Raw genomic sequence first — 15,073 nt, forward strand, 5'->3', positions numbered from 1 at the left:
CCTAATTCTGGTCCACAAGTGATACGTATTGTTTTCTTTGCCACTTTTGCTCGATTTCAACACCATTTTGCGGATGACGTTTTTTATCTCTCGGGTTTGAAGATGGTAACGGACGATTTCCTTTTTCACGTAATACGCGCAGTTTCACCATTGTTTGTTTATAAGCTGGTGTACACGTATAAATGTCTGTTGCTGTTCCTGTTAAAATATTAATTGCCTCTTCATTTACTGTCGCATGCATCGGCAAATACAACTCATTTCCAGTTACACGATCTGTAACAAGCGCTTGTACTTTGATCTTTCCAAATGGTGATGCTAACTCTACAAGACCACCATCTTTCACATTGCGTTCTTTAGCAAGTTCAGGTGAAATTTCAACAAATACTTCAGACACTTTAGATAAAATGCCAGCCGACTTATTCGTCATATTCCCTTCATGGAAATGCTCTAGCATACGGCCATTATTTAATAGTAAATCATACTCATCTGGTGCTACAACTGGCGGAATCCATTCATCCAGTGATAAACGTGCTAGTTTGTCTGGGAAGTTAAATCCATCTACATATAATAGCGGTGTGTCACTACCATCATGGCTACCCCAACATAAACTATTCCAGCCTTCTAAACGGTCATACGTTGCTTGTGAGTATAACGGGGCAAGTGATGCAATTTCATCCATAATTTCACTTGGACTTCCATAATTCCAGTCTCCACCCAATGCACGAGCTACTTTTTGTAAAATCCACCAATCTGGCTTAGAATCACCAAGTGGCTTCAATACTTCATACAATCTTTGAATACGGCGCTCTGTATTTGTAAATGTTCCTTCCTTTTCTAAGCTTGGTGCTGCCGGTAAAATAACATCGGCAAAACGAGCTGTTTTTGATAAGAACATATCTTGAACAACAAGGAAGTCTAAATTCGCTAAAATATGTTGTACATGGTTGGCATTTGAATCTACTAAAGCCATTTCTTCTCCCATAACATACATACCACGCAGTTTTCCTTCTTCGGCCGCAAGTAACATTGCGATATTATTTAATCCCGGTTCTTTCGGAATGGTAGTACCGTATGCTTTTTCAAACTTCGCACGATGCACATCATCTGAGACCGCTTGATAACCCGGAAGCCAGTTCGGTAATGTCGCCATATCACAAGCACCTTGTACGTTATTATGCCCGCGTAACGGATACGCGCCGGCACCAGGACGACGGTAGTTACCCGTAACGAGAAGTAAGTTTGAAATTGCTGCCGACGTTGTACTTCCTCCTGTATTTTGAGTTACACCCATTCCCCAAAGTACACAAGTACCATCTGCTTCATATACCATACGAGCCATTTCTTTTAACTGAGCTTTAGAAATCCCTGTAATTCCCTCAGTATAATCAATCGTATATTTTTCTAGCATTTTGCTATATTCATCAAAATTCTTTACATTTTCATCTATGAACTTTTTATCGTGCCAATCTTGATCGATAATGTATTTCGTTATCCCAGCAAGCCATACATAATCCGTCCCTTGACTTGGGTGAACAAATATATCAGCACGTTCCGCCATTTCATGTTTACGAAGATCTGCGACAATTAGTTTTTGTTCATGTAATTTATGAGCACGTTTCACTCTAGTTGCAAGTACAGGATGTCCTTCTGTTGGATTCGCACCAACAACAATAACAAGACCTGCTTCAGCGATATCTTTCACTGTTCCAGCATCCCCGCCCATACCGACAGTTTTAAATAAACCGTCTGTTGCTGGGGATTGACAATAACGGGAACAGTTGTCTACATTATTCGTTCCATATATTTGACGAGCTAGTTTTTGCATAAGATAATTTTCTTCATTCGTTACTTTCGAAGAAGAAATGAACCCAAATGCATCGCTGCCGTATTCTGATTTAATATGCTGCATATTAGATGCAACAACTTCAAGAGCCTCTTCCCATGAAGCCTCAACAAACATATCTCCTTGGCGGATTAATGGCTTTGTAATACGATCTTCACTGTTCACAAAATCCCAGCCAAATTTACCTTTTACACATGTGGAAATACCATTAACTGGCGCATCTGAAACAGGTTGTACTTTCAAAATTTGACGATCTTTCGTCCACACTTCAAATGAACAACCTACACCACAAAATGTACAAACTGTTTTTGTCTTATTAATCTTCGTCTTACGCATTGCAGATTCTACTTCTGAAACTGCTAAAATACTGCTATATCCAGGCTCTACATCTTTTACAAAATCAATCATTGGATTTAGCACATCTGGTTTTAAACCAGTCATAAATCCAGCTTCTCCTAGCATCGTTTTTTCCATTAATGCATTACAAGGACAAACTGTTACACATTGCCCACAGCTAACACAAGACGAGTCATTTATACTCACACCATTGTCCCAAATAACACGTGGACGGTCTAAACTCCAATCAATCGATAAAGTTTCATTCACTTGTAAATTTTGGCATACTTCTACACACTGCCCACAAGCAATACATTGATTTGGATCGTATCGATAGAATGGATGCGACGTATCCACTTCGCATGCACTTGCTTTCGGTTCATATGGATATTTTTGTTCTTCAATTCCCATCATATCTACTGTATTATGGACTTTACAGTTACCATTATTATTATCACATACCGTACAGTACAATAAATGATTCTCTAATATTCGATCCATCGCTTCAGTTTGCGCTTCCTTCGCACGTTCCGATTGCCTCTCAATATGCATGCCATCTTCCAACTTCGTTGAACAGGCACGCAGTAAACTTCCATTCACTTCTACAATACATGTATCACAAGTTTTAATAGGATCTACCTCTGGTACATGACAAATTTGAGGATGTTCTAAATTACTTTCGTTAAATAATTGGAGTATCGTCTTTTCACCTGATGCGAAAAATTCTTTACCATCAACGGTTACACGGACTGTCTGTTCTGTCATAGTTTCCCCTCTCCTTACAACTAACTGTACAACACAATTATGAATCCGTTTTCATAACTGCGTTGCTGTACATATTTTTGAAGCGCCCTGTTGAAATACTTTCCTTTGGAAGTCGATTCTAGATGTTATAAGGTATAACTACGAAAGCTTGAAAATGTCACTATTCTACAAATCTATTATATCGTACATATACAATAATAACCAAAATAATCTGCCATCTTCTTGTTAGTAGATGCTTTTGGTTTTTCGATGTTTTATGATAAATATGGAGAAAAATACATATAAAGGGGAATTTAATATGGGGCCTATTCAAGAAACATATACAATTGTACGCTATCAATCTGGTACATTTTCAAAACAAACCGATGAGGTTGTTACGGAATCTCCTATTACAATTAAATTAAATAGTGAAGAATACGTAACAGTTGTGTGCACTCCTAATTACATTGAAGATATGGTAATCGGTTTTTTAATTTCTGAAGGAATTATTTCTTCTTATAAAGATATTGAAGAATTATGGATCCAAAAAGAAAACGGAATTGTCCATGTAAAATCATCAAAAATTAATCCGCTCTATCAAACTTTATATAATAAACGGTACGTAACTTCTTGTTGTGGGAAAAGTAGACAAGGTTTTGTTTTCGTCAACGATGCAGCAAAAGCAAAAAAGTTACATGATGTACATATAACTATTACTCCGGAAGAATGTTTTCACCTAATGACTTCCTTACAACAATCTTCAACTACATTTCGCCAAACGGGTGGTGTGCATAATACCGCTCTATGTGATCGAAATAACATTCTTTTATCAAGAATGGATATTGGAAGACATAATGCGCTAGATAAAATATACGGTCATTGCTTACGAAACAATATCTCTGTTCAAGGGAAAATCATTGCGTTTAGCGGACGCATCTCATCTGAAATTTTGTTAAAGGTTTCAAAAATAGGTTGCGAAATTGTTCTATCTAAATCAGCTCCAACTAAACTAGCTCTGCAACTCGCCCATGATTTAGGTATTACCGTAGTAGGATTTATTCGAAATGGATCTTGCAATATTTATACACATCCAGAACGAATCGATGGCTACAAAATAAACGATTGACTACGTAAAAGAAAGTGGAAATTTAATCAGTGGAGGTTTTTTCCCTCCCCACTGATTATTAGCCCAAACCAATTGGGCTTTTACGGGCAACCCGAATCCCACGAATAGTGGGATAAAAATGACTCCTTTACAAAGCGAGAATTTTAGTTATAAAAATGTAACATATTAAAACCTTGAATAGTTAATAAAGTTAATATATAATTTCATTACATAAAGTGAAACTATAATCAGTGGGGGGTGTTCATCCCCTACTGATTATTAGCCCACACCAATCGGGCGTTTACGGGCAGTTGATCTCCCACCTAACTTCTCTGCTCCAGCCGAATTTTGAGGTGGGAGTTTTACCGCCCGCAAATAGCGGGATAAATAAAATAAAAACATAGTAGCATAATCTTTTCATTCTTTTACAAATTAAGAATGAATAATCACAGAATGTATTTAGCTATCTTTATTCTTATAAAGTTAATGGATTAAATTAAGATCAACCTAGGAGGTTACAACTATGGAAATTCGCTTATTAACAACAGAGGACGCAGAAATGTATTTAAAAGTGTGTATGGAAGGTTTACTGAAAAACCCTGAGGCTTTTAGCTCTTCTTATGAAGATGTTCTTAAACAGGAAAACCCTGTCGCTGCTATGGCAAAGCGATTAAGCAATCCGGATAAGTATACTCTAGGTGTCTTCAAAGATAATGATTTAGTCGGTATTGCTACTCTAGAAACAAAGCCATTTATTAAGCAAGAACATAAGGCAAAAATCGGCTCCGTTTTTGTTTCTCCAAAAGCGCGTGGTCTCGGTGCAGGACGAGCTTTAATTAAAGCGATTATTGAAAATGCCGATAAATTACATGTAGAACAGCTCATGCTTGATGTTGTTGCTGATAACACCGCTGCAAAAAAATTATATGAGTCCCTCGGCTTCCAAACTTACGGTGTGCAAGAACGGTCCTTAAAACATAATGGCCAATATTGGGACGAAGAGCATATGGTTTTATTCTTAAATAATTAACATTTTAATATAATTTTTCAAAAGCATCTTCTTATTAATTAAGATGCTTTTTTCATTACAACAATGTAATCTTCATGTAACCTTTATCGATCGTTCCAATCCTTTCCATTCGTTATACTAAAAATATAAAGCGAGACTTTAATCAGTGGGGATGATCCATCTCCCGCTGAGTATTTCATGAACGTATAGCATGCAATTGATATGTAGAGGAGAATGTAACATGAAACAAAACAAACAAGCTATCTTTTTAATATTTGCTACAGCAATTGTAACTTCTGGACTGGCCATTCTACCTTGGTTTATTATATAGAACACATTAAAAAAGCTTATTGCTTCTTAAGAAGCAATAAGCTTTTTTTCTATTATAAAATCCCGAAAAATTTATTTACACAACTTATCATAATAAGCATAGATACCGCAACACACATTACAATCGCATTACGATCTTGCTTTTCTTTTTGTAAAAGTTCTACTTTTTTACTCATGTGTACAATCCCCTTTATATAAAAAAAAGTGTGAGATAGGAAATTTTTCTTATCCGATGCGAGGTGAATACGAAAACCCTCTCTATCTCACATACACAATAGAATGGAATTGTCATTTTATAAATAAAATGACATGACGTTATGTCGCAACATAGGGTATTTGTGTCGCTACGTTTTCTATTATAAAAAATAGTTGTGCAAAACTAGTGCATTTTTTATGTCAATTGCCCTGATTGAAAAAATCAGCCATCCATTCAATCACATAAAAAGAGTTTTTTATTATTTTCATGTAAACTATACAAGTAGAATGAATAGTTTGGGGTGCACAAGATTATGGTGAAAATTTTATTAGTAGACGACGAAGAACGTATGTTACGATTATTAGATCTGTTCTTAAGCCCTCGTGGCTATTTTTGTATGAAAGCTACTTCTGGCCTTGAAGCGCTAGAATTAATCGAACAAAAGGACTTCGATATTATTTTATTAGATGTTATGATGCCGAATATGGATGGGTGGGATACTTGCTATCAAATCCGTCAAATTTCTAACGTTCCAATTATTATGCTAACAGCTCGCAACCAAAATTATGATATGGTCAAAGGCCTGACCATGGGAGCAGATGACTATATTACAAAACCATTCGATGAACATGTATTAGTCGCGCGAATCGAGGCTATATTACGTCGTACAAAGAAAGATAGCTTTGTTAGCTTCAATGGTATTGAGTGGGATAAAACGAAACATACTGTTACAGTTTATAATGAAAAAATCTCACTAACTCCTATTGAATTTTCGTTACTCGGACTATTTTTACAAAATACAAACCGTGCCTACAGCCGAGACGATTTAATCGAAAAGATTTGGGGCTATCAAACAGACATCGAATACAGAACTATCGATTCACATATTCGTAATATACGGGATAAGTTACGCAAAAAAGGATTTCCAGTTGAAGATTACTTAGAAACTGTCTATAAAGTCGGATATAAATGGAAAAATGAATAATTACTTCGGTCAGTGGATAATAGTATACCACTGACCCTTTATCCTGCATTAATGGGCAATAAGGCTCCAATTAATGCGGGATAATAATCCGTGAAATCTCCAAAGTTTCACTTTATATAAAATAAGGTATGGTGAGAAAATGAGTAAACTTTCCCTTAAAATTGGGACATACTTTTTAATATTAGCTTTATGTATTGAAACAATTGCTTTCGTATCTTTTTATAAAAGCCTTTCAAAAATGCGGGTTGAAGAGGAAACAGTTGCTCTATTAGAGAAAGGCAATCGGTATCGTGACAAAATTGTAAACCGTGCAAAATGGAATGAGCATTCTAAACAAAAACCAAACACCGAACGTCCTAAACGCCCTTGGTATCAAGAGTTCACTATCGAGCATGCAGCTGAAGAATTAATTGGCTCAGAATTAATTGCTAATACCGATATCACTATCATTATAACTGACAATAACGGCAAAATCATTTCCACCTCAGAACCCGTAACGAAAGAAATGCAAAAACAACTTACTTGTAAAACGGAAACTATTCCTAAAAGCGGGTTGATTGTAGAAAAAAACTGGAAAAAATCGAAATTCATCTCAACAGTAAGCCCACTTGAAATAGATGGATTTCAAGGTAACTTACATATGTTATTAAAGACATCTTTCTTAGAAAATATGTTACTTAAACTCATGAATCAATTTATTATCATTAGTATTTTGACAATTATTTTAACAACTATTTCTGTCTTTGTTTTTTCTCGGGTTATTACAGAACCTCTTATAAAAATGAAAAGAGCTACTGAAAAAATGTCCAAATTGAACAAGCCAATTCAATTAGGAATTAAACGAAATGATGAACTTGGAAGCTTAGCAAAAACTATTGAAGATTTATCTAGTGAACTTACGTATATGAAAAAAGAACGAAATGAATTCCTCGCTAGTGTCGCTCACGAATTATTAACTCCATTAACCTATATGAAAGGTTATGCGAAAGTGGCAAAGAGAGATTCTTTAACGAAGGAAGAACGTGAAGAGTATTTACAAATCATCGAGGATGAAACCGATAGTGTAACTGATCTCGTACAAGATTTATTTATGCTCGTACAATTAGAGCAACATCAATTCGTTATTAAAAAACAAAAAATGCTCCTGAGGCCATTTTTAGAACGAATGGTTGAAAAAACAAAAACAACATTAACGAACAAACAAATGCAACTATATATATACTGCAAAGATGATTTAGAAGTTTGTATAGACGAAAGACGTATGGAACAAGTACTGTTAAATTTATTGCACAACGCTTATCAACATTCACCAGAAAACACTTCTATAACAATACGTGTACTATCGAGTACGAATACTTTTACAATAAGTGTACAAGATGAAGGTGAAGGCATTCCTGAAGAAGATATCCCACATGTTTTCGATCGCTTTTACCGTGTCGATAAATCCAGAACACGAGCTACAGGAGGAAAAGGTATCGGACTGGCTGTTGCAAAAGAAATTGTAGAACTTCATAATGGTTCTATTGAAGTTAACAGCGAATTAGAAGTCGGAACAGAATTTATAATTGAATTACCATTTGAATAATATATGCGTGAAATCACCAGTAGTAGTCAACACTACTGGTGCTATTTTATTTATAAAACCAGCTCATATAAGCTAAGCTTTTGAAATTATTCTTATTTCAATATAAAATATAAGTATAACTGTCAAAGATTTGGAGGGTGATATAATTGGATATCCATGTATTAACAAAAGACGAAGCAGAAATTTACTTAGAACTTCGAGTAGAAGGATTAAAACAAAACCCGGAAGCTTTCAGCTCTTCTTATGAAGATATTATTAATAAAGAGTGTGCTATTGAATATAAAGCCCAAAAATTAGCACAAGATGAGAACTATACACTAGGTGCATTTAAAGATGGAGAATTAATCGGAGTTGCAACACTGGAAACGAAACCATATGTAAAACAAGAACATAAAGCGAAAATTGGTTCAGTATACGTATCTCCAAAAGCACGCGGACTTGGAGCGGGAAAAGCACTTATTAAAGAATGTCTTGAGCTTGCTAAATCTTTAGAAGTAGAGCAAGTTATGCTTGATGTTGTTGTCGGAAACGATGGTGCAAAAAAACTTTATGAGTCATTAGGATTTAAAACATTTGGTGTGCAAGAACGCTCATTAAAATATAACGGACAATATTGGGATGAAGAGCATATGGTTCTTTTCCTAGATGAAGAAAAATAATAAAAAAACATCCTCCATTTATGAGGGTGTTTTTTTACTTTTTTGTAAACCATGCTGTATATAATAATTGAATGGCCTCTTCAATTTCTTCCTCTAATAAAGTCGCAAATCCAAGTAATACTGTACTTTTGGGAGAAGTCCCTTCCTTATAATACATCGAAACAGGATACACTTTAATACTCCTTTCAGCTGCAGTTTCCATTAATTCTTTCTCTTCCATCCCATTATGCACTCTTAATAAAATATGTAGGCCGGAATCTTCCCCTATTACTTCAATGCGACTAGAAAAATATTTTTCTATTACCGAAACAAGACGGTCTCTCTTCTTTCGGTACACAACACGCATTTTATGAATATGCTTTTCCCAATGCCCGTCATTTAAAAATTTCCTAATGATCTCTTGATCCATTCTTGAAACGCTTTGTGTGTAAAATAAATATTGCTCCTGATACTGCTTAATGAGCTGTTTTGGCAACACCATATAACTCATCCGTAATGATGGCAATAGCGCTTTAGACAGCGTCCCCATATAAATTACTTTCCCATCTCTATCTAACCCTTGCAGCGCTGGAATTGGCTTTCCAGAATAGCGGAATTCACTATCATAATCATCTTCAATAATATATCTTCCTTCTTCTTTTTTCGCCCATTGCAAAAGCTGCATTCTTCTCGTAATTGGCATAATCATCCCGTAAGGAAACTGATGCGAAGGTGTAACAAATACAACATTTGCATGGCTATCAACTAACTGTGACATACGAATTCCATCTCTATCTAAAGATAACATTTGTACATTTTGTTCCCCTTGCTCGAAAACAACCATTTTCCGATGGTACCCAGGGTTCTCAACCGCATAACGACTTCCCTTTAACAACTGAAATAACATTTTTACTAATATTTGCGTACCCGCTCCTATTACAATTTGACTAGCTACGCATCGTACACCTCTAGATTCATACAAATAGCTGGCGATTTCTTCTCGTAAACTTACCTCCCCTTGCGGATGTCCAATAAAAAGTAAATCTTTATTTTCAAATTGCCATACCTCGTTCGTAATTTTTCGATATACATGAAACGGAAAAGTATTAGTATCCACACCCGTTTGAGTGAAATCAAATTTATACTTCTTATCTTGAAAAGGCGCTTCTCCTATTACCTCTTCGCTGCCTTCCACATGAATCATTTGCTCGATTTCACATACAAAATAACCTTTTCTAGAAATCGACTCAATATATCCTTCGGCAAGAAGTTGCTCATAAGCAGCTTCAACTGTATTTTTACTCACTTGTAAATATGTCGCCAGCTTCCTCTTAGCCGGTAATTTCGTAAAGGCCGGAATCGTTCCATCTTTAATCTCTTTTTTTATATACTCATACAATTGTACATACAATGCTGTCTTACTATTTGCACTCAAATTAGGCGTTAATTCTAACACAACATCTGACCCCTCCCAAAAACACATAACTGATACTTTTTACAGTACCAGAAGTTCTATATAATTCCTTTTATCATGTAACACATTAATAATCAAATACTAGAGAGGAGATGCATGATAATGAACAATGGTAGACGCATCGGACTTATGATGATTATTACAGGAGCTACCCTATGGGGATTATCTGGTCCCATGATTCAGTGGCTATTTCAACATACGAACGTATCATCAATTGATTTTTTAACAATTCGCCTGTTACTCGCAGGAATATTCATTTTGGTTTTCTTGCTTATTAAAAAACAAAACATATTTCACATTTGGAAACATCCTAAACACTTTATACAACTTATAATTTTCTCTATTCTTGGCATGCTTGGTGCGCAGTACGCTTTTATCGAAACAGTTCATATTAGTAATGCCGTAACGGCAACACTATTTCAATTTCTAGGTCCTGTTCTTATTACCATTTACGTTGCGTTTGAGCAAAAGAAATTCCCTGCTTCTATGCAAATACTCGCAATTATAACTGCTCTAACAGGGACATACTTTATTATTACAAACGGTTCAATTGAAAATATTGTTTTATCTAAAGCAGCTATTATTTTTGGACTATTAACAGCGATTGGTTTTGCGTTTTATACCCTTCATCCGGCTTCTCTTATTAAAGAATGCGGAACAACTATAGTAATTGGCTGGGGGATGTTAATTGGAGGGATTGCACTGCTTATTTGTAATCGTTCTTTTGGATGGAATCAGCTTTCGCAAACGTTCACACTTCAAACTTTTTCTATGCTTATTCTTATCATTACAAGTGGCACTCTTTCTTTCCTTCTTTATATCGGGAGTCTTAAATATTTAGCAGCAACAGAAACAAGTATTTTATCTAGCATTGAACCACTTGTAGCTGCCATCGTTTCAATCGCTTGGCTTAATGAATCTTTTGGAGCATATCAATTATTAGGCGGAGTATGTATCGTTCTTTCTGTTATTTTCTTAACAATGCCTCAAAAAGAGAGAGAACCAACCTTTTCAACTGAACAAATATAAAGTGAAACTTTCATCAGTGGGGAGGTTCCATCCCCCACTGATTATTAGCCCGCACCAATCGGGCTTTTACGGGCAGCCCGACTCCCACCTAACTTCCTCGCATTCGCCGAATTTCGAGGTGAGAGTCTTACTGCCCGCAAATAGCGGGATAGAAAATGTCAAAAGAGGTCGTACAAAACTTACGGCCTCTTTTTATGATTTAAAGGAATTGTCCCGCCTGCTAGCAAATACAATTACACTAACAATAAAAATTAGGAGTGTGGCACCATGAAAAAAATCGGAACTATGCTACTTTTCTCCTTTCTCATTACTGGCTGCGCGCAAGTGCAGCCAGATTCAAATGTACCTAAAAAAGAAGTACTAGAAACGTCATCCTCTCAAATTAACGCACCTTCCTTTTTTCATCTTAGTGTTTTAAAAGATGTAAATTGGGAAGAAGCTCCATCATTCGTAGAAGGAAAAATACCGTTAAAAGGCATCGAAGGAAAAATCGCAATGGCTGATAGCTCTATTATCGCAAATGAACAAAATGAAATAATGTGGTTCTTTCTAGACCATGAAATGCCCACTGGAAAATTATCCATTATTGCGCTAAAACAAGGAACTGTAACTCCAACACCAGTACTCTTTCAAAAAGAAACTTCCAAACAAGGTTGGACTACTTCAAATACAATCGATTCTACTACAAACGAACTCCCTCTCACCGTGTCACTACCTTCATCTGGATTATGGGTATTAAATATATATGTGAATGAGAAATATTATGATCAGTTTGTAATCAATGCTACGTAAAGTAACAATAGTAAAACACTCCCTTACAACAATGGAATTTCTACATCACGTACTTCGATAGTTAGATTATCTCTCTTCTCCTATACTTAAAGTAAGGAATGAGGCGAGGAGAGATAAAAAATGATAGAAGTGATCGTAGCAGTAACTGAGGTTTTAGTAAATGGTAAACAAGTTGCAATGGAATTAAACAAATAGTGAAGAAACATAAATAATTCTACACTTCTTCATTATTTTGATTTCTTATCTCAAAAAAAGCAGTGCCTTTTTTAGGCACTGCTTTTAACTATTAGTAACTTGGCATTTTCGTAATTTGCGCCACACCTGAATCAATGGCTGCTTTCGCTACTGCTTCTGCAACACTTGGAACAACTCTTTTATCTAATGGATTTGGAATTACATAATTCGCACTACGCTCTTCATCCGTAATTATGTTAGCGATCCCATATGCTGCCGCTAATTTCATCTCTTCTGTAATATCAGTCGCGCGCACATCTAATGCACCACGGAATATTCCAGGGAACGCTAATACATTATTTACTTGATTTGAATAATCAGAACGACCAGTTCCAACTACAACAGCTCCAGCTGCTAATGCATCTTCTGGGAATATTTCTGGAATTGGATTCGCCATTGCAAACACAATCGCTTTCTCATTCATCGTCTGTACAAGCTCTTTCGTTAATACGTTAGGAGCAGATACGCCAATAAAGATATCTGCCTGATGAATTGCTTCTTTTAACGTTCCACGTACGTAGTCTCGATTTGTCTTCTCTGAAACTTCGATTTGCGCTTCGTTCATCCACGTTTCACCTTCACAAACAATACCTTCTAAGCTAACTAACGTAATGTGCTTTGCCCCAGCTTTTAATAATAGTTTCCCAATTGCAATTCCTGCCGAACCCGCACCGTTAATAACAATTTTCACATTATCCATTTGTTTACTTACGACTTTTAGTGCATTAATAACAGCTGCCAAAACGACAATAGCTGTTCCATGTTGATCATCATGGAATACAGGAATATTCGTTTCTTCTTTTAATCTCTTTTCAATTTCAAAGCACCGTGGTGCTGCAATATCTTCTAAATTGATACCTGCAAATGTAGGCTCTAAATTTTTTACAAGGGTAACGATTTCATCTACATCCGTCGTCCCTAAACATAACGGAAAAGCATCTACATTCGCAAACTTCTTAAATAAAATACTTTTCCCTTCCATAACAGGCATAGCCGCTTTCGGTCCAATATTCCCTAAACCAAGTACTGCTGTTCCATCTGAAACAACTGCCACCATGTTCCCTCTTGCTGTATAGTCATAAGCTGTTTCCTCATCTGCTGCAATTGCTTTGCAAGACTCCGCTACCCCGGGTGTATAAGTCAGACTTAAATCATCCGCTGAATTCACTTCTACTTTACTTGTAATCTCAATTTTCCCTACTAACTTTTTATGTAATAACAATGATCTTTCATTAATTTGATTGTCTAACATACTTATAATCTCCCCTTAATTTGACAAGCTAGCTATACGAATATAGCTAGCTTGTTTTAATCATGAAAACATTTTTAATAAAATTGTCGCTGTTACGACCATTGCTGCCCCGCCTAAACGCGTTGAAATTTGCGCAAACGGCATTAATTCCATACGATTTGAAGCTGATAGAATAGCAACATCTCCAGTTCCACCTAAACCGCTATGACATCCAGTAACAATCGCTGATTCAACTGGATACATTTTCATCACTTTCCCTACAAGATAACCTGATGCTACCATTGTAAGAACAACCGATGCACAAACAACAACATACCCGACAGAAAGAACTGCTGCTACGTCTTTTAACGGAATATATAGCAATCCTAAACCGACCATTAATGGCCAAGTTAAATTCTTTGAAATAAATTTATATAAATGGAATGCTCCTTGCTCCATTTTTGCTGGCATTAGATTAAAGTACTTCACAATTGCCGCTGAAAAAATCATAATGATTGCTCCTGGAATACCGATAAAGTTAGAAGCAAACCCTCCGAAAATAAAGAATGTGCATGCAATCAATAACCCTGCTCCCATTAATGAGAAATCAATTGGTTTTTCTACGTTTTGCTCTTTTAATAACTCTGCTTGATTATCTGTTTTTACTAATACACCATTCCCACTAAGCTCAGGTCTCTTCTCCCCTAATCGTTTCATGTAGCCTGCACTCACGATTGCGAACATATTTCCAATAATAGCCGCTGGAATAAGTTGTGACACGAATGTTGCTGATGATTCATTTAAAATATCACTGTACGCTAGTGATAATGGTAAAATCCCTTCCCCAATACCACCACTCACAATCGGTACGATGATAAAGAAGAAAGTTTTCTTCATTTCAAATCCAAATAGTGAACCGACTAGTAAGCCTACTGCTATAGAAGCTAACGTCCCTACTACTAATGGGATAAACATACGAACGAAACCTTGTACTAACACTTTACGGTTCATTCCTAAAATACTTCCAACTACTAAACAAGAAATATATAAATATAAAAAGTTCGATTTTTTCATTAACATAGTCGCAGCTTCCATTGAAGCTGGATTCATCCAGTTAAAAAATACAAGTAACGATGGAATAAATAATGAGAGAATTGCTGGACCACCGATATTTTTTAAAATTGGAATTCTCATCCCAATATCACCTAAGAAAATACCCATAATCATAATAACTGCAAATCCACCGATCATATCTGCTGGTAATTTATTATATACAGATGCTCCATAAATAATAGCAGCCAATACTACATATAACGGTAAAGGTATAACACCGATTTTAACATTCATAATTTTAGAGGCGAAAGACTCTCTTTGTACTTCATTTCCTTCAGATAATGATACCGCTTCCACGTTTTTTTGAATTCCCATATGGCACCCCCTTGTTTTCTTAATAACAATATTAAAACGCTTTCAATAGTAAAAATAGTTTTTGTAAGTTTTGTAATTGATTTTGTAATTAAAAAAAGTATAAGCGACTTATAA

At 35.8% G+C, this 15,073-nt stretch carries 12 protein-coding genes; 7 read left to right on the forward strand and 5 right to left on the reverse strand.

All coding sequences use genetic code 11. From position 1 onward, the window contains the following. Position 1: 1 nt before the first annotated feature. Entirely contained in the window at positions 2-2,944 is a 2,943-nt protein-coding gene (fdhF, locus tag ACFVQC_RS24170; RefSeq protein WP_377899450.1) for a formate dehydrogenase subunit alpha, read from the reverse strand. Between the two features lie 298 nt (positions 2,945-3,242). Between fdhF and fdhD the strand changes: the two genes are divergently transcribed. Both fdhD and ACFVQC_RS24180 read left to right on the forward strand, forming a co-directional pair. After that, entirely contained in the window at positions 3,243-4,049 is an 807-nt protein-coding gene (gene fdhD / locus ACFVQC_RS24175) for a formate dehydrogenase accessory sulfurtransferase FdhD (protein ID WP_377890179.1), read from the forward strand. Between the two features lie 502 nt (positions 4,050-4,551). Further along, positions 4,552-5,058, forward strand: coding sequence for a GNAT family N-acetyltransferase (locus ACFVQC_RS24180; RefSeq protein ID WP_377890182.1), 507 nt, complete (start codon positions 4,552-4,554; stop codon positions 5,056-5,058). Between the two features lie 362 nt (positions 5,059-5,420). Here ACFVQC_RS24180 and ACFVQC_RS24185 read toward each other — a convergent pair whose 3' ends face one another. Then, on the reverse strand, positions 5,421-5,543 hold the full coding sequence (locus ACFVQC_RS24185) for a hypothetical protein (RefSeq protein WP_002010441.1): 123 nt from the start codon (positions 5,541-5,543) through the stop codon (positions 5,421-5,423). 333 nt (positions 5,544-5,876) lie between these two features. Between ACFVQC_RS24185 and ACFVQC_RS24190 the strand changes: the two genes are divergently transcribed. The 3 genes from ACFVQC_RS24190 to ACFVQC_RS24200 all read left to right on the forward strand — a co-directional run bounded on the left by ACFVQC_RS24190 (position 5,877) and on the right by ACFVQC_RS24200 (position 8,792). Beyond that, on the forward strand, positions 5,877-6,548 hold the full coding sequence (locus tag ACFVQC_RS24190) for a response regulator transcription factor (RefSeq protein WP_002063734.1): 672 nt from the start codon (positions 5,877-5,879) through the stop codon (positions 6,546-6,548). Between the two features lie 139 nt (positions 6,549-6,687). Continuing rightward, positions 6,688-8,133: a HAMP domain-containing sensor histidine kinase gene (locus ACFVQC_RS24195; RefSeq protein WP_002063733.1), complete on the forward strand. Its 1,446-nt coding sequence runs from the start codon at positions 6,688-6,690 to the stop codon at positions 8,131-8,133. 146 nt (positions 8,134-8,279) lie between these two features. After that, positions 8,280-8,792, forward strand: a complete 513-nt coding sequence (locus ACFVQC_RS24200; RefSeq protein ID WP_000351210.1) for a GNAT family N-acetyltransferase — start codon at positions 8,280-8,282, stop codon at positions 8,790-8,792. A 34-nt stretch (positions 8,793-8,826) separates the two neighbouring features. Here the strand turns inward: ACFVQC_RS24200 and pdxR are convergent, their stop codons facing one another. Next, positions 8,827-10,227 (reverse strand): MocR-like pyridoxine biosynthesis transcription factor PdxR, encoded by a 1,401-nt coding sequence (pdxR, locus tag ACFVQC_RS24205; protein ID WP_377899451.1) that lies wholly within the window; start codon positions 10,225-10,227, stop codon positions 8,827-8,829. Between the two features lie 120 nt (positions 10,228-10,347). Between pdxR and ACFVQC_RS24210 the strand changes: the two genes are divergently transcribed. Then, the gene (locus ACFVQC_RS24210; RefSeq protein WP_377899452.1) at positions 10,348-11,274 is read left to right on the forward strand and encodes a DMT family transporter; all 927 of its coding nucleotides are present in this window, start codon (positions 10,348-10,350) and stop codon (positions 11,272-11,274) included. 267 nt (positions 11,275-11,541) lie between these two features. Further along, the gene (locus ACFVQC_RS24215) at positions 11,542-12,066 is read left to right on the forward strand and encodes a DUF4871 domain-containing protein (protein ID WP_377890190.1); all 525 of its coding nucleotides are present in this window, start codon (positions 11,542-11,544) and stop codon (positions 12,064-12,066) included. Between the two features lie 286 nt (positions 12,067-12,352). Here the strand turns inward: ACFVQC_RS24215 and ACFVQC_RS24220 are convergent, their stop codons facing one another. Then, positions 12,353-13,552 (reverse strand): NAD(P)-dependent malic enzyme, encoded by a 1,200-nt coding sequence (locus ACFVQC_RS24220; RefSeq protein ID WP_377890192.1) that lies wholly within the window; start codon positions 13,550-13,552, stop codon positions 12,353-12,355. Positions 13,553-13,612: 60 nt separating this feature from the next. Further along, positions 13,613-14,959 carry a 2-hydroxycarboxylate transporter family protein gene (locus ACFVQC_RS24225; RefSeq protein ID WP_377890194.1) on the reverse strand — a complete coding sequence of 449 codons (1,347 nt, stop codon included), beginning with the start codon at positions 14,957-14,959 and terminating at the stop codon, positions 13,613-13,615. Positions 14,960-15,073: the final 114 nt, after the last annotated feature.

Source organism: Bacillus sp. NPDC057893 (assembly GCF_042796455.1).
In the GTDB taxonomy this organism is placed as follows: Bacteria; Bacillota; Bacilli; order Bacillales; family Bacillaceae_G; genus Bacillus_A.

What these genes read in the sequence shown, in the direction of transcription:
- fdhF (WP_377899450.1), bottom strand. Translation starts at nt 2,944, where the DNA reads ATGACAGAACAGACAGTCCGTGTAACCGTTGATGGTAAAGAATTTTTC.
- fdhD (WP_377890179.1), top strand. Translation starts at nt 3,243, where the DNA reads ATGGGGCCTATTCAAGAAACATATACAATTGTACGCTATCAATCTGGT.
- ACFVQC_RS24180 (WP_377890182.1), top strand. Translation starts at nt 4,552, where the DNA reads ATGGAAATTCGCTTATTAACAACAGAGGACGCAGAAATGTATTTAAAA.
- ACFVQC_RS24185 (WP_002010441.1), bottom strand. Translation starts at nt 5,543, where the DNA reads ATGAGTAAAAAAGTAGAACTTTTACAAAAAGAAAAGCAAGATCGTAAT.
- ACFVQC_RS24190 (WP_002063734.1), top strand. Translation starts at nt 5,877, where the DNA reads ATGGTGAAAATTTTATTAGTAGACGACGAAGAACGTATGTTACGATTA.
- ACFVQC_RS24195 (WP_002063733.1), top strand. Translation starts at nt 6,688, where the DNA reads ATGAGTAAACTTTCCCTTAAAATTGGGACATACTTTTTAATATTAGCT.
- ACFVQC_RS24210 (WP_377899452.1), top strand. Translation starts at nt 10,348, where the DNA reads ATGAACAATGGTAGACGCATCGGACTTATGATGATTATTACAGGAGCT.
- ACFVQC_RS24215 (WP_377890190.1), top strand. Translation starts at nt 11,542, where the DNA reads ATGAAAAAAATCGGAACTATGCTACTTTTCTCCTTTCTCATTACTGGC.
- ACFVQC_RS24220 (WP_377890192.1), bottom strand. Translation starts at nt 13,552, where the DNA reads ATGTTAGACAATCAAATTAATGAAAGATCATTGTTATTACATAAAAAG.
- ACFVQC_RS24225 (WP_377890194.1), bottom strand. Translation starts at nt 14,959, where the DNA reads ATGGGAATTCAAAAAAACGTGGAAGCGGTATCATTATCTGAAGGAAAT.